This is a genomic window from Streptomyces sp. AP-93 (assembly GCF_022808175.1).
Classification (GTDB): Bacteria; Actinomycetota; Actinomycetes; order Streptomycetales; family Streptomycetaceae; genus Streptomyces.
This window is the reverse complement of sequence record NZ_JALGBX010000052.1, coordinates 1-25297: the sequence shown is the minus strand read 5'-3', so window position 1 is coordinate 25297 and position 25297 is coordinate 1. Positions and strand designations below refer to the sequence as shown.

The window sequence follows — 25297 nt, the reverse complement described above, 5'->3', positions numbered from 1 at the left end:
GCACGCTGTTGAGTTCTCAAGGAACGGACGCTTCCTTTGTACTCACCCTCTCGGGCTTTCCTCCGGGCTTTCGTTCTATTCTGTTCTTGCGTTTCAGACTCTATCAGAGTCTGTCTCGCTTGTTTTCCGCCTTCCAGGTCATCCGCTTTCGCGTTTCCCTTTCCGGCGAGTCCGACTCTATCAGAAGATTTCCACCGGATTTCCCGGCTTCAGTTTGCTGAATGAAGAGTCGGTTGTGCCCGCTTGGAATTGAATTCCTGGGGCGAGATAGAGTTTAAACCATCGCTGCCGAACTTGTCCAGTTCGAGGCAACCGTTCGAATCTACCTCCCCGCAGCCGCCGTGTCAACGGTGTTTGCGGGACGACGAGGAGACTAGCAGCTCAGCACGGTCGTACGCACATCAGGCCGCGGTAGGGAGCGTCGCCGTCCGGTCGGCCTGCTCCACGTCGCCCACGTCGCCGGCTCGGGCCGCGCGGCCGCCCAGGACGCAGACGTAGAGCAGGAAGGCCGCCTCGGCGGCCACGCCGATGCTGATGCGGGCCCATGTGGGCAGGCCGGAGGGGGTGACGAAGCCTTCGATCAGGCCGGAGAGGAAGAGGACCGCCGCCAGGCCGATGGCCATGCCGAGGGCGGCGCGGCCCTGTTCGGCCAGGGCCACGCGGCGGGTGCGGTGGCCGGGGTCGATGACCGTCCAGCCCAGGCGCAGGCCCGTACCGGCGGCCACGAAGACGGCGGTCAGTTCGAGCAGGCCGTGCGGGAGGATCAGGCCGAGGAAGACGTCGAGGCGGTCGGCCGAGGACATCAGGCCGATGCCGACACCCAGGTTCAGCATGTTCTGCCACAGGATGTACAGGACCGGCAGGCCCAGGAAGCCGCCCAGGACCAGGCAGATCGCGGCCGCCTGGGCGTTGTTCGTCCAGACCTGGGCCGCGAAGGAGGCCGCGGGGTGGCTGGAGTAGTACGTCTCGTACCCGCCGCCCGGCTTCGTCATCGCCTTCAGGTCCTCCGGGGCCCCGATGGCGTTCTGGATCTCCGGGTGGGTGGCTATCCACCAGCCGACGAGCACGGCGACGGCGGTGGAGATCAGTGCCGTGGGTATCCACCAGCGGCGGCTGAGGTAGACGGCGGCCGGGAAGCCCGACGTGAAGAAGCGGGCGGCGTCGCGCCAGCCGGACCGGCGGGTGCCCGTCACCGTGGCGCGGGCGCGGGCGACGAGCTGGGTCAGGCGGCCGGTGAGCATCGGGTCGGGGGTGCTGGACTGGACGAGGGAGAGGTGCGTGGCCGTGCGCTGGTAGAGCGCGACGAGCTCGTCGGCCTCGGCCCCCGTGAGGCGCCGGCCCCGGCCCAGCAGCTGTTCCAGGCGGGCCCACTCGGCCTGGTGGGCCGCAACGAAGACGTCGAGATCCATGCGGTTGGCGCTCCCCTGCCCCTGGTCCCTACCGGTTTCTCCTACTGCTTGCTTCGTCAGCTTGGCAGACTGGAGGCCGATGGGGCGGGGCAGGTCGGGTGAAGGGTGTGCATCGGTGAGCGATCTGGTGACGGGCGACGCGGTCGTCCTGGGGCTTCGGCCGGCGAGACTGCCGAGCCGGGCGCTGGCGATCCTGCTCGACCTGGTCGTCTACGTCGCCGGGTACTTGCTGATTTCCGTCGGGCTGGTCCTGGCCACCGCTTCGATGGACGGGGCGGCCCGGGCCGCCGTGTCGGTGGCCTCCTTCGTCCTCGTCCTGGTGGGCGTACCGATCGCGGTGGAGACGATGAGCCACGGGCGTTCGCTGGGCAAGCTCGCGTGCGGGCTGCGCGTGGTGCGCGACGACGGCGGGCCGATCCGCTTCCGGCACGCGATGGTGCGCGGGGCCTTCGGGGTCTTCGAACTGCTGATGACCTTCGGGTCCGTGGCCTGCATCGCGTCGCTGTTCTCCGAGCGGGGGCGGCGGCTCGGGGACGTGTTCGCGGGGACGCTGGTCATCCGGGAGCGGGTGCCGGGGGCTCGGGTGATGCCGGTGCCGCCGCCGCCTCCGTGGCTGGCCGGGCGGTTCGGCGGGCTGGACCTGTCCGCGGTGCCGGACGGGCTGTGGCTGGCGATCCGGCAGTACCTGACGCGCATGGACCAGCTCGATCCGCAGGTGGGCGCGTCGATGGCGGCCCGGCTCGCGGACGATCTGGTGGCGCGTACGGGGGCCCCGCCACCCGTCGGGGTGCCCGCCGCCGCGTTCCTGATGGCCGTGGTGCACGAGCGGCAGTCGCGGGACGCCGCGCGGGCCTTCCGGCAGCGGCCCGCTCCCGGGGCGGCTCCGGTTGCGTACGGGCAGCAGCCCGCGCCCGTGGTGATGCCGGCCGTGGCGGCGCCGGCGGTGGGGCCCGTCGCGGCTCCCGTGGCTCCGGTGGCGCCCGTACCCGTAACCCTGCCCGTCGAGCCGCCGAAGGCGACCGGGTTCGCGCCGCCCGCCTAGCTAGTCGGTGAAGGCGGAGGGCGGGGTTTCCAGGTGTTCGAGTTCGATGCCGGGGGCCGAGAGGACCACGTCCCCCGCGATGTGGACCGTGTGGACCTCGCCGGTGTCCAGGGCGGTGACCCGGTATTCGTCGACCAGGAGCGGGCCGCTGTCCGTGGGGTGCTCCGCGCGGTGCAGCAGGGCCCAGGCCTGGTCGGTCGTACGGGCCGCCAGGACGGGGTCGGTCAGGGCGACCAGGCGGACGCGGGTGGCGGGAGCGCCGGGGGCCAGGCGCAGCAGGCGTGCCGTGGCGACGAGGAAGGCCGGGGAGGTGCCGGTGAAGCCGGCGGCCCCGGGGACGTTGCCCTCGGTGGCTTCGGCTCCGGCGGGGTCGGTGCGGACCCAGGTGATCCCGTCGATGGCGGCGCCGCGGACCTGCCAGCTGGAGGCGTTGACCTCGAGGCGGATGGGGCGGCCCAGCTCGTCGACGGCCAGGTCGACGGAGCCGCGGTGCGCACCGTCGGGTGCGGTCAGCTGGGAGACGTAGCGCCAGCCCGAGGGGCCCGGGGCGCAGTGGAAGTGCTCCTCGCCGAGGGGGGTGTGGTCGTGCGGGTCGTGGAGCGCGTAGCGGCCTCGGGGCATGGGGCGTCTTCCTGGGTTTCGGACGGGTACGGGGCAGGCCCCCGGCACGGATGCCGGGGGCCTGACCTGACGCGTGGGTGCCGCTGATCCGTGGGGATCAGTAGCGGTAGTGGTCCGGCTTGTACGGGCCCGCGACGTCCACGCCGATGTAGGCGGCCTGCTCCGGGCGCAGGGTGGTCAGGCGGACGCCGAGGGCGTCGAGGTGCAGGCGGGCCACCTTCTCGTCGAGGTGCTTGGGGAGCACGTAGACGTCGGTGGGGTACTCGGCCGGCTTGGTGAAGAGCTCGATCTGGGCCAGGGTCTGGTCCGCGAAGGAGTTCGACATCACGAAGGACGGGTGGCCGGTGGCGTTGCCCAGGTTCAGGAGGCGGCCTTCGGACAGGACGATGAGGACCTTGCCGTCGGGGAACTTCCAGGTGTGGACCTGGGGCTTGACCTCGTCCTTGACGATGCCCTCGATCTTCGCGAGGCCGGCCATGTCGATCTCGTTGTCGAAGTGGCCGATGTTGCCCACGATGGCCTGGTGCTTCATCTTGGCCATGTCGGCGGCCATGATGATGTCCTTGTTGCCGGTGGTCGTGATGAAGATGTCGGCCGTCGCGACGACGTCGTCCAGGGTCGCGACCTGGTAGCCGTCCATCGCCGCTTGCAGGGCGCAGATCGGGTCGATCTCGGTGACGATGACGCGTGCGCCCTGGCCGCGCAGCGACTCGGCGCAGCCCTTGCCGACGTCGCCGTAGCCGAAGACCACGGCGGTCTTGCCGCCGATGAGGACGTCGGTGGCGCGGTTGATGCCGTCGATGAGGGAGTGGCGGCAGCCGTACTTGTTGTCGAACTTCGACTTGGTGACGGCGTCGTTCACGTTGATCGCCGGGAAGAGCAGGGTGCCCTCGGCCATCATCTCGTAGAGGCGGTGGACGCCGGTGGTGGTCTCCTCGGTGACGCCGCGGATCTCGGACGCGAGCTGCGTCCACTTCTGCGGGGCCTCGCCCAGGGTGCGGCCCAGGAGGGTGAGGATGTGTGCGTACTCCTCGGAGTCCGCCGTCGACGGGTCCGGAGCGGCGCCGGCCTTCTCGAACTCGACGCCCTTGTGGACGAGGAGGGTGGCGTCGCCACCGTCGTCGAGGATCATGTTCGGGCCGCCGGTGGGGGTGTTCGGCCAGGTCAGCGCCTGCTCCGTGCACCACCAGTACTCTTCCAGCGTCTCGCCCTTCCAGGCGAAGACGGGGACGCCCTGCGGGTTCTCCGCGGTGCCGTTCGGGCCCACCGCGATGGCGGCGGCCGCGTGGTCCTGGGTGGAGAAGATGTTGCAGGAGGCCCAGCGGACGTCGGCGCCGAGGGCGACGAGGGTCTCGATGAGGACGGCGGTCTGCACGGTCATGTGCAGGGAGCCGGTGACGCGGGCGTCGGCGAGCGGCTGGGTGGCCTCGTACTCCCGGCGGATCGACATCAGGCCCGGCATCTCGTGCTCGGCGAGGGTGATCTCCTTGCGTCCGAAGACGGCGAGGGAGAGGTCCGCGACCTTGAAGTCGGTGAAAGCGGCAGTCATGTGGGTGCTGCTCCTCGTGATGGGGAGAGGTGGGTACGGCTGAGCCGCGCACCGTCGTCAAGACGGCGCACATGGCGCTCAGTCCGTCGGGGGTCCTCTCTCCCCTCGGCCGGTCTCGAAGACCGCCCGACCGCCATCAGCAGCGACGCCTGACACTGATGACGAATCTACACCGATCGGCGCAGCGCGGTTCAGGTGACTGGGAGGTAAGTCGCGGCTGGGGTTCGGGGCCTACGGCGGAGAATTCAGGGCCTTTCGGACTTTTGATCCACCCCTTACATGCAGGAGGATGCCGTTGGGTCGGGTTGTACGCGCGATCCCGCAAGGCAACGCATGTGTCGTGAGGAGATTCCAGTGACCAGTCCGGCAGGCCCTCCCGAAGGCGGGGACGTGAGCGGGCAGCAGCCCTTGAAGATCGTCGCCGTTACCGCGTGCCCCACCGGTATCGCGCACACGTACATGGCCGCGGAGAAGCTGCAGCAGGCCGCCGACCGCCTCGGCGTCACGATCAAGGTGGAGACCCAAGGTTCCATCGGGGCCGAGAACGTGCTCTCTGACAACGATGTCAGGCAGGCGGACGCCGTCATCATCGCCGCCGACAAGGAGGTCGACCTCGACCGGTTCGCCGGCAAGCGGGTGCTGTCCACCGGTGTCGCGGACGGCATCCACAAGCCGGAGGAGCTGATCCGGCGCGCGCAGAGCGCGCCGGTGCAGGCCGGGACCGCGGCCGCCGCGGGCAGCGGCGCCGCCGGGGGCGGCAGGCAGCGCAGTCAGGCGTACAAGGCGCTGATGAACGGCGTCTCCCACATGATCCCGTTCGTGGTCGTGGGCGGTCTGCTGCTGGCCGTCTCCCTGTCCCTCGGCGGGCACGCGGACGCCCAGGGCGGGCTGGTCATTCCCGACGGGACCTTCTGGTTCTACGTCAACAAGCTCGGCGTGACCGGCTTCTCGCTGATGCTGCCGATCTTCTCCGGTTACATCGCCTACGCGCTGGGCGACCGGCCGGCCCTCGTACCCGGCATGATCGGCGGCTTCCTCGCCGCGGACGCCGTGAAGATCTACGGGGCCGACGCGAACGCCGGCTTCCTGGGTGCCATCGCGACGGGCTTCCTCGCGGGCTATCTGGTCATGTGGATCAAGAAGGTCAAGGTCCCCAAGGTCATCCAGCCGATCATGCCGATCATCGTGATCCCGATCGTGTCGACCGTGGCCCTGGGCCTGTTCTACATCTACGTGATCGGCAAGCCGATCTCCTGGGTCTTCACCAACCTGACCAACTGGCTGAACGGGATGACCGGCTCCAGTGCGATCGTGCTGGGCGCCCTGATCGGCCTGATGATCGCCTTCGACATGGGCGGCCCGGTCAACAAGACCGCCTTCCTCGTCGCGGTCGGCCTCATCGGCACCAACAACCACGTCATGGGCATGGCCGCCGCGGCCATCCCCGTCATGCCGCTCGGCCAGGGTCTGGCCACGCTGCTGCGCCGCAAGCTCTACAGCGACGAGGAGAAGGAGACCGGCCTCGCCGCCCTGTTCATGGGCTTCTTCGGGATCTCCGAAGGAGCGATCCCCTTCGCCGCGGCCCGGCCCGCCCAGGTCATCCCCGCGAACATGCTCGGTGGCGCGGTGGCCGGTGCGATCGCCGGTGTGGCCGGGGTCCAGGACTCGGTGCCGCACGGCGGTCCGATCGTCTCGCTGTTCGGTGCGATCGACGGTGTCGCGATGTTCTTCGTGGCCATCGCCGCCGGTGCGGTCGTGACCGCGTTGACGACCAACGCGCTGATCGAGTTCAAGCTGCGCCGGGAGGGCGCGGCGGGCCGCGGTTCCGCGGTCCTCTCGCCGGAGCCGGCCCTGGTCGGCGCGGGCGCCCCCGTGGGCGCCGGTGGTGGCGCCGCCGCGGCCGCCGCGGGTGCGGGAGCGGCCGGGACGGCCGTACGGGCACAGCAGCCCGCGGCCGCGGCTCCGGTGGCCGCGGGCGGGCCGCCCGAGGTGCTGTCCGGGTACCTCACCGAGCAGACCGTGAAGACGGAGCTGGCCTCGGACTCCAAGGAGGCGGCGATCCGCGAGATGGCGGAGATGCTGGCCACGACGGGCAACGTCACCGACGTGGACGAGCTCGTACGGGTCGCCCTGGCCCGGGAGGCGCAGGGCACGACGGGTCTCGGCGAGTCCATCGCCATCCCGCACGCCAAGACGGACGCGGTGACCCGCCCGACGGTGGGCTTCGCCCGGTCCGACGAGGGCATCGAGTGGGGCGCGCTGGACGGGACGAAGGCCCGGCTGGTCTTCATGATCTCCGTGCCGGAGGCCGCCGCCGGGGACGAGCACCTGCGGATCTTGGCCCTGCTGTCGCGCAAGCTGATGGACACCGGCTTCCGGGAGCGGCTGCAGGCCGCGCCCGGCAAGGCGGCGATCCTGGACGTGCTGCGCGAGATCCAGTAGCCGCGCGGGGCCCCCTCGCGCACGCCTCGGGCCCCGTACCCCACCTCGGTGGTACGGGGCCCCAGGGCGCTGCGCACGCTTCGCCACGAGGAGGCCCCCCTGCGCTCGCAGGGGGCCTCGTCACGTCACGCGCGGGGTCAGTGGCCCGGGTTGGTGCCCTTCGCCGCGGCGTCGGCGTTGTAGATGTCGGGTTCCAGGTAGATCACCCGGGCGATCGGGACCGCCTCGCGGATGCGGGCCTCGGCGGCGTTGATGGCGTGGGCCACCTCGGTGGCCGTGCCGTCGCTCTGGACGGCGATCTTCGCGGCGACCAGGAGCTCCTCGGGGCCGAGGTGCAGGGTGCGCATGTGGATGACGGCGGTCACGACCTCACCGTCGACGACGGCGGCCTGGATCTTCTCCACGTCCTCGGTGCCGGCGGCCTCGCCGAGCAGCAGGGACTTGGTCTCGGCCGCGAGCACGATGGCGATGATGATCAGCAGGATGCCGATGCACAGGGTGCCGATGCCGTCCCAGACGCCGTTGCCCGTCACCAGGGCGATGCTGACGCCGGCGAGGGCGAGGACGAGGCCGACGAGGGCGCCGAGGTCCTCCAGGAGGACCACGGGGAGCTCGGGGGCCTTGGCGCGCTTGATGAACTGGCCCCAGGTGAGGCTGCCGCGGATCGCGTTCGACTCCTTGATCGCGGTGCGGAAGGAGAAGGTCTCCGCGATGATCGCGAAGATGAGGACGCCGACCGGCCAGTACCAGTGCGTGATCTCGTGCGGGTCGTGGATCTTCTCGTAGCCCTCGTAGATGGCGAACATGCCACCGACGGTGAACAGCACGATGGAGACGAGGAAGGCGTAGATGTAGCGCTCGCGCCCGTACCCGAAGGGGTGCTGCGGAGTCGCCTCGCGCTGGGCCTTCTTGCCGCCCAGGAGGAGCAGGCCCTGGTTGCCGGAGTCCGCCAGCGAGTGGACGCTCTCCGCGAGCATCGACGACGAGCCGCTGAAGACGAAGGCCACGAACTTGGCTACCGCGATGGCCAGATTGGCGGCAAGTGCCGCCACGATCGCCTTGGTACCGCCCGACGCACTCATGGTTGCGATGTGTCCCTTCCCTCGGTGCGGCGTCCCGGGCCGGGACGCCGCGCTACGGCCGCAGATTCTCACAGCCAACGAGAGGGACGGTACGTCAGACCACCACAGTGGCACGGAAGACGGTGCCGGTTCCGGACAGTTCGACCTTTTCGCCCGCCGGTACGAAGACCGATTCGCCGGGTGCCAGCGTCAGTTCGCCGGACCTCGTGGAGTGCGCCTTCGGGGCGCCCGCCGTGCACAGCAGGATCTGTGCGGTGGTGTCGGGGAGCACCCGGGGGGCGCCGCCGGGTGCCAGGACGAAGCGGGAGAGCCGGAATTCGTCGATGGGGGTCTCGTAGACCTCCTCGCCGTTGCCCTCCGGGCGCAGGATGCCGGGGTCGCCGGGCTCGAAGACGACGACCTTCAGCAGCTCCGGCACGTCGACGTGCTTGGGGGTGAGCCCGCAGCGCAGGACGTTGTCGGAGTTGGCCATGAGCTCGACCCCGAGGCCGTCGAGGTAGGCGTGCGGAATGCCGGCGCCGAGGAACATGGCTTCGCCGGGCTGGAGTTGCACGTGATTGAGGAGCATCGCGGCGATGACGCCGGGGTCGCCCGGGTAGTGGTGGACGAGCCCGGCGTACGGGGCGTACGGGCCCCCGAGCCGCTCGGCGGCCGCCGCGGCCTCGGCGACCGTACGGGCCATCTCGGCGCGGTCGGCGGTCAGGACGGCGGTGAGCACCTCGCGCAGGGCCGCCTCCTCGGGGTGTGCCCGCAGGAGGTCGGCGTAGGGCTTCAGGGAGTTGACGCCGAGGCCCTCCAGCAGGGCGGCCGCCTCCAGCGGCGGGCGGAACCCGGACAGTCCCTCGAAGGGGGTGAGGGCGCAGACCAGCTCGGGCTTGTGGTTGGCGTCCTTGTAGTTGCGGTGCGGTGCGTCGATCGGGACGCCGCGGCGCTCCTCGTCCTCGAACCCGGCCTTCGCCTGGGCGAGGTCGGGGTGGACCTGGAGGGAGAGCGGGGCGCCGGCGGCGAGCAGCTTGAAGAGGAAGGGGAGCCCGGGGCCGAACTTGCGGACGGAGGCGACTCCCAGTTCGCCTTCGGGGTCGGCGGCGATGACGTCCGAGAGGGCGCTCTCGCCTGCACCGCGGTCGAGGCGGGAGGGGGCGCCGGGGTGGGCGCCCATCCACAGCTCGGCCTGGGGTTCGCCGGTGGGCGGCACTCCGATGAGTTCGGGGATCGCGGTGGTCGATCCCCAGGCGTAGGGGCGGATCGTGTTCGTGAGGCGGTCCATCGGTCGTCTTCCTGGGTGAGAGGGGCGCGTTCGAGCGCCTCAGCTGTGTCCCCCGGAGGCCAACGCCAGGTAGGCGGTGGCGAAATCCGTGACGGCGAGGAGTTCGGCGAGCTGTTCCAGCTCTGTGCCCTCCTCCGGTTCGAGCTCGCTGATGGCCGTGTCGTGGCTGAGGGCGAGCTCGCGTGCGGCAGGGGCGGCTGTCAGTCCGCCTGCGGGCCTGTCGCGCAACAGGACGATGCGTGCGCGAAGGGCCTGCGGTTCTTCCACTCGGTCGCGGAAGAAGTCGTCGGGGTCGGCGCCGGCGGCGAAATCGCCGGCGAGCAGGACCCCGTGGGCCGGGAGGGCCTCGGGAAGGTCGGCGGCGAGTGCGGGCCGGCCGGCGAGTTCGGCGAGGGTGGCGGCGAAGCGGCGCCCGGCGGGTCCCGCGGCGGCGCCCTCGCTCCAGATGAGCGGGAGGGAGTCGGCGAGCTCGGAGGCGAGGGTCTTGGCCGGGTTGGAGTAGGTGACGATGGCGGGGCCGCAGCGTTCGGCCGTACGGTCCAGCCGGTCGGCGACGAGCTGCAGGGTGTGCGGGGCGGCGGTGATCAGGCCGACCCGGTCGAGGAGCACCAGCAGCGGGGTCAGCAGGGCCCAGAGGGCGCCGGGGCCGGCCGCGGCCGACTCGTCGTACTCCTGGTACGGGGCCTTGGCCATCGGTACGAGGAGCCCGTGCGCGCCGTCCACCGCTTCGCTCAGCGGCGAGCGCTCGGGGGCGACGGCGACGACGGTGGAGCCGCGCCGGTAGGCCTGCTCGGCGAGGACGGCGAGGCCGGGCTCGGTTCCGTCGGTGGTGGCGATGAGCAGCAGGTCGACGGGGCCGGCCCAGCCGGGCAGGGTCCAGCGCAGGGCCCCGGCGGCGTGCGCCACGCCGGTCGGGTGCAGCCGGATGACGGGCGCTGATGCGCCCGCGAGCGCGCCCAGCAGGTCGGCCACCCCGGTGGCGGCGGTGCCGGGCCCGGCGATGAGGACCGCGCGGGGGCGGCCGTCGGGGCGCAGGTCGGCGAGACCGGCCTCGGCGGCGTGCCGGGCCGCGGTGCGTACCCGTGCGCCGGCATCGGCGGCGCCGCGGAGCAGGCCGCGGCGGTCGGCGCGGGCGAGATCGTCAGGTGCGTCGAGGAGTGACTCGTCGAGCATGGCGGCCTCCGGCTAGGTCTGTGACGTGTCCAGCGGTGACGGAACCTGTGTGTGACGGAACCAGTCTCAGCGTTTGCGCGGGGTGGCGGTAGGAGGCTCAGGCGGGGCGGCGTGCCTCGTCGACGAGGAGGACCGGGATGCCGTCGCGGACCGGGTAGGCGAGACCGCAGTCCTGGCCCGTGCAGATCAGCTCGGGGGTGGTCTCGTCCGCCGACTTGTCCTCCAGGGGAGAGTGGCAGGCGGGGCAGGCGAGGATCTCGAGCAGGCCGGCTTCGAGCGGCATGGGGCGGTTCCCTTCGGGGATGTGGATCGGGCCAGGTCAGCCTACCGCCGAGTCACCTCCCATGCGGGGTGGAGCTGGTGCTCCACTGGGACGGGGAGGGGGCTCGGCGGTGCGGCTGGGGATCGGTGCGGGTCCGCTGCCGGGGCTCCGCCCCGGGCCCCGCGCCTCAAACGCCGGCGGGGCTGGATTTTGCCCTGGGCCGCTGGATTTGGCCGGCCGGGGGTGCTGGGTTTTGGGGTTCAGCTGCGGATGAGGGTCAGGACCTCGTCGCGGATTTTGGTGAGGGTGGCCTCGTCGCGGGCTTCCACGTTCAGGCGCAGGAGGGGCTCGGTGTTGGAGGCGCGGACGTTGAACCACCAGTCGGCGGTGGTCGCGGTGAGGCCGTCCAGTTCGTCGAGGGTGACGCCCTCCGCGGAGCCGTAGGCGGCCTTGACGGCGGCGAGGCGGGCCGTCTGGTCGGCGACGGTCGAGTTGATCTCGCCGGAGCCCGCGTAGCGGTCGTAGGAGGAGACCAGGGCCGAGAGGGGGCCGTCCTGGCCGCCGAGGGCCGCCAGGACGTGGAGCGCGGCGAGCATGCCGGTGTCCGCGTTCCAGAAGTCCTTGAAGTAGTAGTGCGCCGAGTGCTCGCCGCCGAAGATGGCGCCGGACTTGGCCATCTCCTCCTTGATGAAGGAGTGGCCGACGCGCGTGCGGACGGGGGTGCCGCCGTTCTCGCGGACGACCTCGGGCACCGACCAGGAAGTGATCAGGTTGTGGATCACGGTGCCGGTGCCACCGTTGCGTGCCAGTTCGCGGGCGGCGACCAGCGCGGTGATGGCGGACGGGGAGACGCCCTCGCCGCGCTCGTCGACGATGAAGCAGCGGTCGGCGTCGCCGTCGAAGGCGATGCCGAGGTCGGCGCCCTCGGCCAGTACGCGGGCCTGGAGGTCGACGATGTTCTTCGGGTCGAGGGGGTTGGCCTCGTGGTTCGGGAAGGTCCCGTCCAGTTCGAAGTACATGGGGACCACGTCCAGCGGGAGGCCCGTGAAGACGGTGGGGACGGTGTGCCCGCCCATGCCGTTGCCCGCGTCGACGACGACCTTGAGCGGGCGGACGGCGGTGAGGTCGACCAGGCCCTTCAGGTGGTCGGCGTAACCGGTGAGGGTGTCCTGCTCTGTGACGGTGCCCGGGACGGTGCCGGCGGGGATCGCCGGGGCGCCCTCGTCGCTCCACTTCTCGGCGAGCTCGCGGATGGTGGAGAGGCCGGTGTCCTGGCCGACCGGGGCGGCGCCGGCCCGGCAGAGCTTGATGCCGTTGTACTGCGCCGGGTTGTGCGAGGCCGTGAACATCGCGCCGGGCAGGTTCAGCTTGCCGGAGGCGTAGTACAGCTGGTCGGTGGAGCAGAGCCCGATGAGGGTGACGTCGACGCCGCGGGCGGCCGCGCCGCGGGCGAAGGCGCCCGACAGGGCCGGGGAGGAGGGTCGCATGTCGTGGCCGATGACGATGGCCGAGGCACCGGTCACCTCGACGAAGGCGGCACCGAACAGTTCGGCCAGGTGTTCGTCCCACTCGTCCGGCACGACGCCCCGTACGTCGTACGCCTTGACGATGTTCGAAAGATCGGTGGCCACTGCCTGCCCCCCTGAAGGTGATGTGCGGTGAAGCAAACCTACCGTGGACACAGCGTGGCTTTTCAGATCAACCGAATGTCAGGAATCCGGCGAACGCAGGACGCGCAGGTGTCCACGACGGGTCTCCCCGGTGGTGGGACCGCCCTGACCGCCGCGGCCTGCCCCGGCCGCGCGCTCCGGCGGACGGGCCGCCTCGCGAACGGCGTTGGCGAGGGCTTCGAGGTCGTCACCCGTGGGACGCGAGGGCGCCGACCCATCGGTGAGGCGTACGACGTCCCAGCCGCGCGGGGCGGTCAGGCGCTCCGAGTGCTCGGCGCAGAGGTCGTAGCAGTGGGGTTCGGCGTAGGTGGCGAGCGGGCCGAGAACTGCGGTCGAATCGGCGTAGACGTACGTCAGAGTCGCGACGGCAGGGCGGCCGCACGCGGTGCGCGAACAGCGACGTACAAGGCTCACGACGTTGGACGGTACCGCACTCTTGACCGGGCCGCGACGACTCTCCCCCGGCCGTCCCCCCGTGTCGTCCGATCTCCCCCGCCCCGGTGCGGATGTGCGGGCTACCCTGCGGGGGTGACGGACAGCACTCTGCCTCCCCCTTCCCCTCCCGTGCCCCCTGCCGCCTCCCTGCCCGGCGGGTCCCCCGCCGGTGAGCCGCGGGTGCGGCGGCGCGACCGGCACGGGCGCGGGATGCGCGGGCCGGTGGCCCCTCCGCAGGTACCGCTGTCGGCGAGCCGGGGGGAGCTCTTCGGGGACCTCGTACGGGACTCCGTGGAGCGGCTGGAACGGCGCTGGCCGCAGCTGGCCGAGGTGGAGTTCATGATCGGCGACGTGCCGGGTCCGCCGGGGGGTGCGGAGGCCGGCTGGAACGACGAGGCGGTGCCGCTGGGTGCGCTGGCGGAGGCCGGTGGCGGGCGGCCGGCGCGGATCGTGGTGTTCCGGCGGCCGGTGGAGATCCGGGCGAAGTCGCGGGACGAGCGGGCGATGCTGGTGCACGAGATCGTGGTGGAGCAGGTCGCGGAGTTGTTGGGGCTGTCGCCCGAGACGGTGGATCCGCGGTACGGGTCGGACTAGGGGCTCGGCCCTCTGTGGCCCGCCTGCCCTGCGTCGTCCCGTGCCGGGGGTGCGGGGGGGCGGCCCTGCGGGGCTGTCCCCTACCCGCCCTTCCACCGTTCCCAGGGCTCCGCCCTGACCCGGTCCTCAAACGCCGGACGGGCTGAAGGGGTCCCGGGCTGCGCCCGGACCCCTCTGGGGCTCCGCCCCGGACCCCGCGCCTCAAACGCCGGCGGGGCTGGAACGGGGGTTACTGGGTCAGGACGCCGAGGTCCTGGGTTGCCTTGGGGACCGAGACCGTGGAGCGGTCGTCCGCGAGGGTCTGGGTCGTGAACATCGGGATGCCGTCGCGCGGGATCGTCAGGGTGCGGGACGCGTGGACGGGGCCGCCGGAGACGGTTTCCACCGTGAGGGCGTAGGCGCCCTTGCCGCCTGCCGGGGCGAGGGTCAGGGTCTGCGTGGTGCCCCCCTTGACCGTGACGTCCTGGGAGGCGGGTTCGCCGCCGTCGGTGCCCGCGGAGGCCGTCACCTTGACCGTCGCGTCGGCTCCGGGCGGGGCCGTCAGCGACAGCAGGGTGGCGTTCGCCTCGGGGCGGTTGTCGGCGACGGTCGCCCGCGCGCCGACGGGGGCGGAGGCCTGGATGAAGCCGGTCTCCTGTTTGGCGCCGCTGCCGCGGACCACCCGTAGGGCGGCGACCACCGGGACGACGGGCTTCTTGGCGTCGGCCGGGGACAGGACGAGGGAGCCCGGCTCGCCGCGGGTGACGTCCTTGAGGTCGAGGCTCGCGGTCATGCCCGCCTTGACGTGGAGCTGCTCGCTGCCCGCGGGGCTGATCGAGCCGGTCGGCCCGGCCAGCTTCACCTGGAGGTCCGCGTCCTCGTCGCCGGGAGCGAAGGCGACCAGCCGTACGGAGGTGGCGTCGGCCGGGATGCCGGGCAGGACCAGGGTCCCCGCCGGGTCCACGGAGGCGGGCAGCCAGTCGGCGCCGACGCCTTCCTCGCCCGCCTGGGCAGTGGCCCCGACCCGGCCGGCGCGGGTGGTCACGTGGGCGGTGACGTCCGCGAGCTGTGCGCCGGGGGCGAGGGAGGCCAGGGAGATGGCCTTGCTGGACTTCGGGTCGATGCGGATGTTCTCGCTGGTGCCCGCTTCGGCCTTGACCGTGCCGTCCGGGCCGAACAGCTTGATGTCCACCACGGCCGCGGTGTCGTCGGGGTTGGTGACGTGGACGTAGTCCTCGCGGCCCTTGGCGGTGCTCACGCCGGGAAACCAGAAGTCGGTGCCGGGCGCGGTGCAGCCGACGCCGAGCAGGCCGCGCGTACGGCCGACCGAGACGACGGTGGTCTGCTGTGCGCTCCAGCCGGGGGCGAGGAACCCGTCGGCCACGCCGCTGAGCGCGGGGGCCTCGGCGCCGGAGGCCTTGGCGCCCACGGGCTTGCCGGGCTCCTTGAGTTCCAGGACGGGCTTGGCTTCCTTGGTCGCGCCCAGCAGCCGGGCCGTGCCCTTGCCTCCCGCGGCGGGGGAGCCCGGGGTGATCGCCGTGTACAGGGTCTCGGCGATGTCGGAGGTGCTGGGCGCGGGGCACACCAGCAGGGACCTCTCGACCGGCATCCGGGCCGCCGGCTTGCCCGCCGCGGCCTTGGAGGCCCCGTCGGCGGCCGGTGCGGTGAGGGTGGCGAGGCCGGTGACGGCGGCCAGGGCGGCCGTGACCGCGGCGAGCGTGAGGGGTACGCGCTGCTTCACTGCTGGGGGCTCCCGTCCGGACGCGGGGCGTGCTGCCCGCCCTGCTGTCCGTCGTGCTGGCCGTAGGTGTCGTAGCTGTTGTGGGGGTCGGGCTGCTGCTCGTAGGACGGGTACGGCTGCTCGTACGGCTGATGGGGCGGGTACGGCTGCTCGTACTGCGTGCCCGGGTGGTGGCCGGTGTACTGCTGCTGCGGCGGCTGCTGCTCGTACGGGTACTGGTCGTACTGCTGCGGCTGCTGCGGCTGCTCCTGGCCGCCGTAGGCGTAGCCGCCCTGGTCTCCGTACGCCGGCTGCTGGTAGGCGTACGCGTCCTCCCCGTAGGCCTGCTGCGCGGGGATCTGCGCGTACGGGTCGGCCGCGACCGCCGCCTCGGCGGCGGCGGAGTCGGTCCGGGCCTCCGGCTCGGACTGCTCGCGCAGGCGGCGGGCCCGGCGGCCTTCGCCGGGCTCCTCGGCGGCGGGGGCCTCCTCCTCGGGCAGGTCGTCGTCGAGGCGGGCGCGGCGGCCCGGCAGGGCCATCACCAGGAGCACCAGGGCGAGCAGGCCCTGGGCCCAGTGCCAGGCGGTCCGGGTGAGGGCGTCTTCGTGGACGAGGTCGAGCTCGCCGGCGGCGGCGGGGAGTTCGAAGCCCTGCGCCCAGCCGTCGAGCGTCTTGGCCTTGAGCGGCTTGCCGTCGAGGGTGGCCCGCCAGCCGGGGTCGGCCCGGTCGGCGATGCGCAGGACGCGTCCGGCCTCGCCCGCCGGGATCTTGGTGCGGGCCTCGACGGGGCCGGAGGCGACGGGGATGGGTGCCTCGCCGGGCTTGCCGGAGACGATGACGGTACGGGCGACCTGCCGGTCGACGCGCCACAGGGCGCTGCCTTCGAGCTTGCTGAGGCGGCTGAGGCCGGGGGTGGCGTCGAGGACGCGGCCGATCTCCTGCGGGGCGCCGTCGCGGACCAGGACGTAGCGGATGGCGAAGCCGCCGAGCTGGTCGGTCTGGTCGGCGCCGGAGCCGGCGACGAGGCTGGAGACGACCTTGTCGAGGCGGGTGTCGCTGCCGGCCCGGTCGGCGAGTTCGGCGTCGCCGAGGCGGCCGCCGGAGCCGCGGACCAGGCTGTACGAGAGGGCGGCCGGGGTGTCGGCGCCGATGACGAGGGTCCGGGCCTGGTCGCGGGTACCGCTCTCTTCGGCGACGAAGGCGGGGACCTGGACGGGGTCGCGGCGCTCCAGCGGTCCGGCGGCGCCGCTGAGCGCCCAGCCGGCCGCGCCGACGAGGGGGCCGACGGCGGCTGCGAGCGCGATCAGGGCGGCGAGCGGCTGGCGCCAGCCGAAGCTGCGGGCGGCGACGCGCTCCTTGGCCCCGTCGGCGCCGATGACGGCGGCGGCCAGCAGGGCGAGTCCGTAGACGAGGGTGGCGGGGCCGGCCCAGGTGGTGCGGTTGACGAGGACGGCAAGGACGAGCGCGGCGAGCGCGGTGGCCCAGGCGGCCCGTACGGCGAACTGCCGGTCGGCGCGCAGCAGGGCGGCCAGGGCGGCGAGGACGACGCCGAGGAGGATCAGGCCGCCGGCGGTGCGGGGGCCGCCGGGGCTGACGCCGAGCAGGTCCAGGGCGGTGGCCGAGCCGGCTCCGTAGGGCAGTCCGGCCTCGCGCAGGAAGCTCGCCGGGTGGGTGAGCAGGCTCAGCGACCAGGGGGCGAGGACGAGGAGGGGGACGCCGAGCGTCGCGAGGAGGCGCGGTGCGTACGTCTTCCACTGCGCGCGGCGCAGGACCAGCGCGGTGACTCCGAGGACGGCGGCGAGCGGCCAGACGACGGGGGTGAAGGCGGTGGCCAGGGTCAGCAGGAGGGTGTGGGTCCAGGCGGAGCGCCGGCTGCCCTCGCCCTCGCCGAAGCCGAAGGCGGCGACGGCGGAGCGGGCGATGAGCGGGAGCAGGATCGCGAGGACGGCGGTGCCGAGGCGGCCGCCGGCGAGGGCTCCGGTGATCGCGGGCAGGAAGGCGTAGGCGATGGCGGCCCAGGCGCGCAGCAGCCGGGATTCCACCAGCGGCCGGGAGGCGAAGTAGGCGGTGAGGCCGGCGAGCGGGACCGAGCAGACGAGCAGCAGGGTCAGGGCGGCGTCGGTGGAGCCGAGGAGCAGGGTGGAGAGGGCGCCGAGGACGGCGAGGTAGGGCGGTGCGCCGGCGGTGGTGCCGGTGCCGACGGGCTGCCAGTCGTCGGCGTAGACGCGCCAGAGGTCGAGTCCGCCGTCGGGGGCGGGGAGCAGGGCTCCGCCCATGAGGGAGCCGCCGCCGAGGAGGGAGCGGCAGGCGATGACGGAGACGAGCAGGAGGAGGGCGAAGAGGACGGGCGCGGGCTTGCGGGCGATCCGCTTGAGGCGCGCGAACTGTTCGATCTCCAGGTAGTCGGCGTCGTCTCCGCCCGGTCCCGATTCGACGGCTCCGCCGTGCCGGCCGGCGGTGTTGGTCTCGGTGTCGCCGTCCGCGCCGAAGTAGCCGGCGAGGGTTTCGGCGTTGGCGCGCAGGCTGGCGCCGGGCGGCGGGAAGAGGGGGCGCAGTTCCTTGGCGGTGACGGCGGCGCGGCCTCTGCGGCGGCGGGCTCCGAGGATCCGGCCGGGGCGCAACAGGGTGGCGAGGAGGCCGGTGATCTCGTCGACGGCCTGTCCGGGGGCCTTGCCGACGAGGTAGGCGAGGGTGCGCAGGACGGTGCCGAAGAGGATGCGCAGCAGGGCGTACGGGAGGGCGCGGCCGGGGCTGTTGGCCAGCATCGTGTAGACGGCGCCGGCCTTGTCGACGCGGTGCGGGCTGGCGGCGGAGCGGCCGACGCAGTCGACGGTGCGGCGTTCGCGGGCGGAGGCCTCGGCGTGCCGCAGGACGGCGTCGGGGGCGACGAGGACGGTGTGCCCGGCGCTCTGGACGCGCCAGCACAGGTCGACGTCGTCGCGCATGAGGGGCAGGCGGCGGTCGAAGCCGCCGAGGGCGTCGTACACGTCGCGGCGGATCAGCATGCCGGCGCTGGACACGGAGAGGACGGGCTGGACCTGGTCGTGCTGGCCCTGGTCCTGTTCGCGCCGGTCGAGGCCGGTCCAGCGGCGGCCGCTGCGGGCGATGGTGACGCCGACTTCGAGGAGCTGCTTCTTGTCGTACCAGCCGCGCAGTTTGGGGCCGATGACGGCGGCTTCGGGGTTCTCGTCGGCGACGCGCAGCAGTTCGGCGAGGGCGTCGGGCTCGGGTGCGCAGTCGTCGTGGAGCAGCCAGAGCCACTGGACGGGTTCGCCGTGGGGCAGGTCGGGGAGGTCGTACGTGTCGTCGCGCCAGGTGCGGCTGACGGGATCCCAGCCGGAGGGGCGCTTGAGGTACGGGAGTTCCTCGGGGCTCAGGGTGCCGGCGGTGCGGGCGGCTTCCTCGACGGCGGCGCCGAAGCCGGTGCGGCGGGCCAGGTGCAGGACGCGGTCCTCGCCGAGGGCCTCGCCGAGCAGGCGCGCGGAGTCGTCGGCGCTGCCGGTGTCGGCGGCGATGTGGCTCTGGGCGGGGCGTTCCTGGCCGAGGAGACCGGCGAGGGTCCGGGGCAGCCAGCGGGAGCCGTCGTGGGCGACGAGGACCGCGGTGACGACGTGCCGGGGGAACTCTGGTGCGGCGGCAGCCTGGTAGGAGGCGCTCGACTGGCTGTGCAGGGACATCGCGGTACGGGCCCTCCGGCCGGGGGTCCGGGGGTGGTGTGCCCTCGGAGGCTGCTGGACAGCGCCCCACCCTAACGGCTGGGAACACAGCGGTCCGCCTCCTGCGGGGAAGGTGCGGGAGGCGGACCGTTTGCTCTGCTCGGTGCCGTGCTGTTCGTGCCGTTCGCTGTACTGCGTTTTGTACCGATGCGTGCACTACGGCCACTGCCGTGCGTGAGGCCGGGTGCACAGGCGGCTATGCCTTCGGGTGGGCCGCCGGATATGTCGTGGGCCGTACCGCGGGCCCTGCCGCGGGCCGTACCGCGGGCCCTGCCGTGGGCCCTGCCGTGGGCGCCGTTCGGTGCGCGCCGAGGGCGCTTCAGACGGCGGCCTTCTTCAGGCGTCGTCGCTCGCGCTCGGACAGGCCGCCCCAGATGCCGAATCGCTCGTCGTTGGCGAGGGCGTACTCGAGGCATTCGGAGCGGACCTCGCAGGCGAGGCAGACCTTCTTGGCCTCGCGGGTCGAGCCGCCCTTCTCGGGAAAGAAGGACTCGGGGTCGGTCTGGGCGCAGAGAGCTCGCTCCTGCCATCCGAGCTCTTCGTCCGCCTCCTCGACCAGCAGTTCCTGAACCAGCTCGGTCATGTGCGCCCCTCGCTCTGTCTGTGCGTCCCCGTGGTCATGCCGTCACTCATCGCTACGTAACGACACGAGTGAAATTACAAGTGTGGGGCTCCAGCGCAGTCAAGCCGAGATCTGCTATTGGGCCCCTTATTCACTCTGCGGAACCAAGCCTATGCAGAAAGTGTTCATATCGCCAAAAATCGTGACACATGCCACACGTGTCACGTGTGGGACCCCCTCCCCCGTAGTCGACGCGTCACTCTGTGGTGGGGTTCCGATCCAGCCGAAGAAGCGGCGCAGATCACATTTCAGCCACAGTGGGACATCGCACGGCTATGCGGGTTTGAGAGCCGCCACAGCGGTCTGCAGCGCGACTCGAAGCGCCACATCCCCTGGTGCCAACTGCACAAACCTTTCTCCGGGCACGTTAACCGGATGAGGTGAAACTTTTCTATCAAATCGGACATTGGGTTGACAGTCCGGCCCCCCACCCGGTCTTCTTGTAGCCATGTCAGCGCCCTCAGCAGCCACCCGGACCCCCATTCGTGGGTTCCTGTGCGCTGCCCAGGTTCGCTGTTGCTGTTGCAGCTGTTGATGCATCTCGGGAGCTCCGCCTCCCCTGAGTTCCAGCTCGCCCCCCACAGCAACCGCCGCACGACTGACATCCGTCGAGGAACCCCCCGATGAACAGCATCAGCTCCAGCACCCTGAACGCCACCCCCGCCACCGCCGCAGCCATCGCGCCGGCCATCACCCCGGCTGCGAGTGTCGAGAGCGACCTCCAGATCGCCGGCGACATCCTCTCCGTCCAGCACCTCCTGCAGCCCGCCCGCGAGCACCCGGCCACCGTCGCCGAGTTCGTGGGCCTCGCGCGTTCCATCGCCGCCGACCGCTCCGAGTGGGAGCACCTGGTCCGGTACGACGCCACGACCCGCTGGTACCACCGGCTGCGCACCGGCCCCGGCTACGAGGTCTGGCTGCTCAGCTGGGTCCCCGGCCAGGGCAGCGGCCTGCACGACCACGGCGCCTCCTCCGGCGTGCTGACCGTCCTGGACGGCGAGCTGACCGAGCACACCGCCCGCGGCCCGCTCGCCCTCGGCGCCGGCTCCCAGCGCGTCTTCGCCCCCGGCTACGCCCACGAGGTGCAGAACGACAGCCTCGACGGGGCCGTCAGCCTGCACGTGTACTTCCCCGGCCTGACCGAGATGCCGATGCACAGCTGCTCTCCGGCCCGGCCCGAGGCCCTCTCCGTCTGACCCGGGCCGCCGCCTGAGAGACTGCGCGGTATGCGCATTGTTGTTCTGGCCGGCGGCATCGGCGGCGCCCGTTTCCTCCGCGGTCTCCAGGCCGCGGTTCCCGACGCGGAGATCACGGTCATCGGCAACACCGGTGACGACATTCACCTGTTCGGGCTCAAGGTCTGCCCCGACCTGGACACCGTGATGTACACCCTCGGCGGTGGCATCAACGAGGACCAGGGCTGGGGCCGCACCGACGAGTCCTTCACCGTCAAGGAGGAACTCGCCGCGTACGGGGTCGGACCCACCTGGTTCGGCCTCGGTGACCGCGACTTCGCCACCCACATCGTCCGTACGCAGATGCTCGGTGCGGGTTACCCGCTCAGCGCCGTCACCGAGGCCCTCTGCGACCGCTGGCAGCCCGGGGTCCGGCTGCTCCCCATGTCCGACGACCGGGTCGAGACCCACGTCGCGATCACCGACTCCCAGAGCGGCGAGCGCCGGGTCATCCACTTCCAGGAGTACTGGGTGCGGATGCGTGCCGCGGTGGACGCCGAGGCCGTCGTCCCCGTGGGCGCCGAGCAGGCCAAGCCCGCGCCCGGCGTGCTGGAGGCCATCGAGGCCGCCGACGTGATCCTCTTCCCGCCGTCGAACCCCGTGGTGTCGGTGGGGACCATCCTCGCCGTACCCGGCATCCGCGAGGCCGTGGCCGCCGCCGCGGCCCCCGTGGTGGGCCTCTCCCCCATCGTCGGGGGCGCGCCCGTGCGCGGGATGGCCGACAAGGTGCTGGCCGCCGTCGGCGTCGAGTCGACCGCCGCGGCCGTCGCCCTGCACTACGGCACCGAACTGCTCGACGGCTGGCTCGTCGACACCGCCGACGCGGACGCCGTCGCCGAGGTGGAGGCCGCCGGCATCACCTGCCGCGCGGTACCGCTGATGATGACCGACCTGGCCGCCACGGCCGCGATGGCGCGGGCCGCGCTGGAACTGGCGGAGGCCTCCCGGTGATCCCCGAGAACCCGCTGCACCAGTACCTGGTGCAGGCCGTCCGCGGGATCCCCGAGGTACGGCCCGGCGACGACCTGGCGGCGCTGATCGCCACCGCGACGGACGTCCCCGCCGGATCCGGCACCTCCTCGCGGCTGCGGGACGGCGACATCCTGCTCGTCACCTCGAAGATCGTTTCCAAGGCGGAGGGCCGGATCGTCCGCGCCGATTCCCGCGAGGAGGCGATCGACGCCGAGACCGTACGCGTCGTCGCGCGCCGGGGGACGCTGCGGATCGTGGAGAACCGGCAGGGGCTGGTCATGGCGGCCGCCGGGGTCGATGCCTCCAACACCGAGGCCGGCACCGTCCTGCTGCTGCCCGAGGACCCCGACGCCTCGGCCGCCGCCATCCGGGCCCGGCTTCGGGAGCTGCGCTCCGTGGACGTGGGCGTGATCGTGACGGACACCTTCGGGCGGCCGTGGCGCACCGGGCTCACGGACGTGGCGATCGGCTCGGCCGGCGTACGGGTCCTGGACGACCTGCGCGGAGGCACCGACGCCCACGGGAACCCTCTGAGCGCGACGGTCGTCGCGACCGCCGACGAGCTGGCCGCCGCCGGCGACCTGGTCAAGGGCAAGGCCCTGGGCCTGCCGGTGGCGATCGTGCGCGGGCTGCACCACGTACTGGGCGAGGGGTCCTCGGCGGCCGACCTGGTCCGCTCGCCGGCCGACGACATGTTCCGGCTGGGCACCTCGGAGGCGGTACGGGAAGCCGTGACGCAGCGGCGTACCGTACGGGCCTTCACGTCCGAGCCGGTGGACCCGGGCGCGGTGCGGCGCGCGGTGGCGGCGGCCGTGACGGCCCCGGCCCCGCACCACACGACGCCGTGGCGGTTCGTCCTGCTGGAGTCGGCGGGCGCGCGGCTGGAGCTGCTCGACGCGATGCGGGACGCCTGGATCGAGGACCTGCGGCGGGACGGGAAGTCCGAGGAGTCCATCGCGAAGCGGGTCCGGCGGGGCGACGTCCTGCGGGCCGCGCCCTATCTGGTGGTGCCCTGCCTGGTGACGGACGGCGCGCACGACTACGGGCACGCGCGGCGGGACGCGGCGGAGCGGGAGATGTTCGTCGTCGCGATGGGCGCGGGCGTGCAGAACTTCCTGGTCGCGCTGGCCGGGGAACGGCTGGGCTCCGCGTGGGTGTCCTCGACGATGTTCTGCCGGGACGTGGTCCGCAAGGTGCTCGGGCTTCCGGAGGACTGGGACCCGATGGGGGCGGTGGCCGTGGGGCACGCCGCGGTCGCTCCGGCGGAGCGGGCGGGGCGGGCGGCGGAGGCGTTCATCGAGGTGCGGTGACCCTTCGGGGTGACCCTGTGGGGGTGGCCCTGTGCGGTGACCCTGTGCGGTGACCCGCTCTAGAGCTTGCCGATGTCGCCCCGGGGCATCCGGGGGGCTCGGCGGGGCGGGGCGGCGCCGGCCAGGAGGATGAGCCGGGCCGCGCGGTGGCGCTGGCCGGCGTAGGGGGCGAGGAGCTCCAGCATGGCGGCGTCGTCGGCGTCCCGGTCTCCGGCCAGGGCGTAGCCGATGATGCCGGGCAGGTGGAGGTCGCCGGTGGTGACGGCGTCCGCGGCGCCGTTGCTGCGCTGGAGGGTTTCGGCGGAGGTCCACGGGCCGATGCCGGGGACCGCCTCCAGGCGGGCGGTGGCCGCCGGCAGGTCCATCGCTGCGGCCTCTTCGAGGCGGGCCGCGAGGCGGGCCGCGCGGACGATGGTGGCGGAGCGCTTGGAGTCGACCCCGGCCTTGTGCCAGTCCCAGGACGGGATGAGGGTCCAGGTGCGGGGGTCGGGCATGACGTAGAGGCCGCTGCCTCTCCCGCTGCCGGTGCCGCTGCCGGTGCCGCTGCCGGTGCCGTCCGGGGTCGGGCCCGGGGCCGGCTCGCCGTACTGGCGTACGAGGCGGCGCCAGGCGCGGTACGCCTCGTCGGCGGTGACCTTCTGTTCCAGGACCGTGGGGATCAGGGACTCCATGACCAGGCCCGTGCGGGTCAGGCGCAGGCCGGGGCGGCGGCGGTGGCTGGCGTGCAGGAGCCTGTGGCGGGGGACGAAGGCCGCCGGGTCGTCGGCGGAGCCGAGCAGTTCCGGCAGGCCGTCGAGGATCCAGTCTGCGCCCGGGCCCCAAGCGGTGGCGGTCACCCCGGACCCGTCCCGCGTGACGCGGAGCGTGGCCGGACCGGCGGGGGTCCGGGTCGCTCGCCAGACCGCTCCCGCGGTGGCGCGGAAGGTGGGGTCGGCGGGGCCGCGTCTGAGGGGGCCGAGGGTGAGGCCCAGGTCCACCGTGCCGGTGGGTGGCGTCCAGGAGCGGGTTCGGGGCGTGCCGGTGCCCTTGCTGGGGGCTGGGCCGACGCCCGTACGGGAGCCCGGGCCGCCGCCTGAGGCTGGGGCCGGGCGGGTGCCGGTGTCGGAGTCCTGGCCGACGCCCGAGCCGGGGGCAGGGCCGTAAGCAGGGCCGCCGCCCGGGCCGGAGTCCGAGGCGGGGGCCGCGCCGATACCAGTGTCGGAGTCCTGGCCGACGCCCGAGCCGGGGGCAGGGCCGGAAGCAGGGCCGCTGCCCGGGCCGGAGTCCGAGGCGGGGGCCGCGCCGGTGCCAGTGTCGGAGTCCTGGCCGACGCCCGAGGCGGGGGCAGGGCCGGAAGCAGGGCCGCTGCCCGGGCCGGAGTCCGAGGCGGGGGCCGCGCCGGTGCCAGTGTCGGAGTCCTGGCCGACGCCCGAGCCGGGGGCAGGGCCGGAAGCAGGGCCGCCGCCCGGGCCGGAGTCTGGGCCGACGCCCGGAGCGGGGACCGGATAGGAAGCGGGGCCGACGCTCGGGCCGGTGTCTGGACCCGTGTGCGTGTCGGAGCCCTGGCCGGTGGGTTCGGGCACGGTGGTGCGGCCGCCGCGGATCGCGGTGCGGGTGAGGGGGTCGTGGCGGCCGGGCATGCCTTGAGCGTAGCCCTGCGGGGCTGTCCCCTACCCGCCCTTCCACCGTTCCCCGGGCGCTGCCCGGACCCCGGTCCTCAAGCGCCGGACGGGCTGGAGGGGTACCGGGCTGCGCCCAGACCCCCTGGGGCTCCGCCCCGGACCCCCGGTCCTCAAACGCCGGACGGGCTGAAAGCGGGGTACCGGGCTGCGCCCGGACCCCCCTGGGGCTCCGCCCCAGACCCCGGTCCTCAAACGCCGGACGGCTGAAAAGCCCCAGACCCCGCGCCGTCAACGCCGACGAGGCTTGATTTGGGCAGCGTCAGCCAGCGCGCGAAGGCCCCCAGGCTGGGCTGGCGCAGCGTCAGCCAGCGCGTGAAGGCCCCCAGGCTGGGCTGGCGCAGCGTCAGCCAGCACGCGAATGCCCCCGGGCTGGGTTGGCGCGGCGTCAGGCTGCACGTGGGCGCCTGCGGGCTGGGTTGGTGCGGAGGGCCACTCCAGCCTTGCCGGCGTTTGAGGCGCGGGGGGGTGTCTCTATGTCCTTCGTCAAGGACGTGGTGCCGGGTATCGGGCTGTTTTGGGTGGTCATGCGGCGAGGG

General features: G+C 72.9%; 20 protein-coding genes. 7 read left to right on the top strand and 13 right to left on the bottom strand.

Features of this window, described 5'->3' with window-relative positions:
• Positions 1-221 (top strand): hypothetical protein (locus tag MTF69_RS42015; RefSeq protein WP_243342100.1); only part of this gene is annotated, 221 nt, incomplete at its 5' end.
• A gap of 180 nt (positions 222-401) precedes the next feature.
• Here the strand turns inward: MTF69_RS42015 and MTF69_RS42010 are convergent.
• The gene (locus MTF69_RS42010; RefSeq protein ID WP_243342099.1) at positions 402-1409 is read right to left on the bottom strand and encodes a stage II sporulation protein M; all 1008 of its coding nucleotides are present in this window, start codon (positions 1407-1409) and stop codon (positions 402-404) included.
• A gap of 115 nt (positions 1410-1524) precedes the next feature.
• Between MTF69_RS42010 and MTF69_RS42005 the strand changes: the two genes are divergently transcribed.
• Entirely contained in the window at positions 1525-2451 is a 927-nt protein-coding gene (locus tag MTF69_RS42005; protein ID WP_243342098.1) for an RDD family protein, read from the top strand.
• On the opposite strand, the gene MTF69_RS42000 is transcribed toward MTF69_RS42005, so the two are convergent.
• Positions 2452-3072, bottom strand: coding sequence for a hypothetical protein (locus tag MTF69_RS42000; protein ID WP_243342097.1), 621 nt, complete (start codon positions 3070-3072; stop codon positions 2452-2454).
• A gap of 97 nt (positions 3073-3169) precedes the next feature.
• A complete protein-coding gene (gene ahcY / locus MTF69_RS41995; protein WP_243342096.1) occupies positions 3170-4621 on the bottom strand; it encodes an adenosylhomocysteinase in 1452 nt (483 codons plus the stop codon).
• A 354-nt stretch (positions 4622-4975) separates the two neighbouring features.
• Here ahcY and MTF69_RS41990 point away from each other — a divergent pair, with 354 nt between their 5' ends.
• On the top strand, positions 4976-7063 hold the full coding sequence (locus MTF69_RS41990; RefSeq protein ID WP_243342095.1) for a fructose-specific PTS transporter subunit EIIC: 2088 nt from the start codon (positions 4976-4978) through the stop codon (positions 7061-7063).
• A gap of 137 nt (positions 7064-7200) precedes the next feature.
• Here MTF69_RS41990 and MTF69_RS41985 read toward each other — a convergent pair whose 3' ends face one another.
• From MTF69_RS41985 to MTF69_RS41960, 6 genes are all read right to left on the bottom strand, one after another.
• A complete protein-coding gene (locus tag MTF69_RS41985; RefSeq protein WP_243342094.1) occupies positions 7201-8145 on the bottom strand; it encodes a cation diffusion facilitator family transporter in 945 nt (314 codons plus the stop codon).
• Between the two features lie 94 nt (positions 8146-8239).
• A complete protein-coding gene (gene manA, locus MTF69_RS41980) occupies positions 8240-9412 on the bottom strand; it encodes a mannose-6-phosphate isomerase, class I (protein WP_243342093.1) in 1173 nt (390 codons plus the stop codon).
• A gap of 39 nt (positions 9413-9451) precedes the next feature.
• Complete coding sequence (locus MTF69_RS41975) at positions 9452-10585, bottom strand: SIS domain-containing protein (RefSeq protein ID WP_243342092.1); 1134 nt, start codon at positions 10583-10585, stop codon at positions 9452-9454.
• Between the two features lie 97 nt (positions 10586-10682).
• The gene (locus tag MTF69_RS41970; RefSeq protein WP_243342091.1) at positions 10683-10868 is read right to left on the bottom strand and encodes a Trm112 family protein; all 186 of its coding nucleotides are present in this window, start codon (positions 10866-10868) and stop codon (positions 10683-10685) included.
• A gap of 239 nt (positions 10869-11107) precedes the next feature.
• Complete coding sequence (locus tag MTF69_RS41965) at positions 11108-12478, bottom strand: phosphomannomutase/phosphoglucomutase (protein WP_243342090.1); 1371 nt, start codon at positions 12476-12478, stop codon at positions 11108-11110.
• A 78-nt stretch (positions 12479-12556) separates the two neighbouring features.
• Complete coding sequence (locus tag MTF69_RS41960; RefSeq protein ID WP_243342089.1) at positions 12557-12931, bottom strand: DUF3499 domain-containing protein; 375 nt, start codon at positions 12929-12931, stop codon at positions 12557-12559.
• Positions 12932-13045: 114 nt separating this feature from the next.
• Between MTF69_RS41960 and MTF69_RS41955 the strand changes: the two genes are divergently transcribed.
• The gene (locus MTF69_RS41955; protein WP_374325751.1) at positions 13046-13546 is read left to right on the top strand and encodes a metallopeptidase family protein; all 501 of its coding nucleotides are present in this window, start codon (positions 13046-13048) and stop codon (positions 13544-13546) included.
• A 229-nt stretch (positions 13547-13775) separates the two neighbouring features.
• On the opposite strand, the gene MTF69_RS41950 is transcribed toward MTF69_RS41955, so the two are convergent.
• From MTF69_RS41950 to MTF69_RS41940, 3 genes are all read right to left on the bottom strand, one after another.
• Positions 13776-15266: a DUF5719 family protein gene (locus tag MTF69_RS41950; RefSeq protein WP_243342088.1), complete on the bottom strand. Its 1491-nt coding sequence runs from the start codon at positions 15264-15266 to the stop codon at positions 13776-13778.
• Positions 15263-18922 (bottom strand): glycosyltransferase family 2 protein, encoded by a 3660-nt coding sequence (locus tag MTF69_RS41945; protein ID WP_243342087.1) that lies wholly within the window; start codon positions 18920-18922, stop codon positions 15263-15265. Before MTF69_RS41945 ends, MTF69_RS41950 begins: the two co-directional genes overlap by 4 nt.
• A 358-nt stretch (positions 18923-19280) precedes the next feature.
• Positions 19281-19544 (bottom strand): WhiB family transcriptional regulator, encoded by a 264-nt coding sequence (locus MTF69_RS41940; protein WP_112450237.1) that lies wholly within the window; start codon positions 19542-19544, stop codon positions 19281-19283.
• A gap of 662 nt (positions 19545-20206) precedes the next feature.
• Here MTF69_RS41940 and MTF69_RS41935 point away from each other — a divergent pair.
• The 3 genes from MTF69_RS41935 to MTF69_RS41925 are packed head-to-tail and all read left to right on the top strand — an operon-like array spanning position 20207 to position 23100.
• On the top strand, positions 20207-20779 hold the full coding sequence (locus MTF69_RS41935) for a cysteine dioxygenase family protein (RefSeq protein ID WP_243342086.1): 573 nt from the start codon (positions 20207-20209) through the stop codon (positions 20777-20779).
• 30 nt (positions 20780-20809) lie between these two features.
• On the top strand, positions 20810-21769 hold the full coding sequence (gene cofD, locus MTF69_RS41930) for a 2-phospho-L-lactate transferase (protein WP_243342085.1): 960 nt from the start codon (positions 20810-20812) through the stop codon (positions 21767-21769).
• Positions 21766-23100 carry a coenzyme F420-0:L-glutamate ligase gene (locus MTF69_RS41925; protein WP_243342084.1) on the top strand — a complete coding sequence of 445 codons (1335 nt, stop codon included), beginning with the start codon at positions 21766-21768 and terminating at the stop codon, positions 23098-23100. Before cofD ends, MTF69_RS41925 begins: the two co-directional genes overlap by 4 nt.
• A 59-nt stretch (positions 23101-23159) precedes the next feature.
• Here the strand turns inward: MTF69_RS41925 and MTF69_RS41920 are convergent, their stop codons facing one another.
• Positions 23160-24077, bottom strand: coding sequence for a DNA-3-methyladenine glycosylase (locus tag MTF69_RS41920; protein ID WP_243342101.1), 918 nt, complete (start codon positions 24075-24077; stop codon positions 23160-23162).
• Between the last annotated feature and the right edge of the window lie 1220 nt (positions 24078-25297).

Bases quoted from the DNA above. Each gene is read 5' to 3' on its own strand.
- MTF69_RS42010 (WP_243342099.1), bottom strand. From the start codon at position 1,409: ATGGATCTCGACGTCTTCGTTGCGGCCCACCAGGCCGAGTGGGCCCGC.
- MTF69_RS42000 (WP_243342097.1), bottom strand. From the start codon at position 3,072: ATGCCCCGAGGCCGCTACGCGCTCCACGACCCGCACGACCACACCCCC.
- ahcY (WP_243342096.1), bottom strand. From the start codon at position 4,621: ATGACTGCCGCTTTCACCGACTTCAAGGTCGCGGACCTCTCCCTCGCC.
- MTF69_RS41985 (WP_243342094.1), bottom strand. From the start codon at position 8,145: ATGAGTGCGTCGGGCGGTACCAAGGCGATCGTGGCGGCACTTGCCGCC.
- manA (WP_243342093.1), bottom strand. From the start codon at position 9,412: ATGGACCGCCTCACGAACACGATCCGCCCCTACGCCTGGGGATCGACC.
- MTF69_RS41975 (WP_243342092.1), bottom strand. From the start codon at position 10,585: ATGCTCGACGAGTCACTCCTCGACGCACCTGACGATCTCGCCCGCGCC.
- MTF69_RS41970 (WP_243342091.1), bottom strand. From the start codon at position 10,868: ATGCCGCTCGAAGCCGGCCTGCTCGAGATCCTCGCCTGCCCCGCCTGC.
- MTF69_RS41945 (WP_243342087.1), bottom strand. From the start codon at position 18,922: ATGTCCCTGCACAGCCAGTCGAGCGCCTCCTACCAGGCTGCCGCCGCA.
- MTF69_RS41940 (WP_112450237.1), bottom strand. From the start codon at position 19,544: ATGACCGAGCTGGTTCAGGAACTGCTGGTCGAGGAGGCGGACGAAGAG.
- MTF69_RS41935 (WP_243342086.1), top strand. From the start codon at position 20,207: ATGAACAGCATCAGCTCCAGCACCCTGAACGCCACCCCCGCCACCGCC.
- cofD (WP_243342085.1), top strand. From the start codon at position 20,810: ATGCGCATTGTTGTTCTGGCCGGCGGCATCGGCGGCGCCCGTTTCCTC.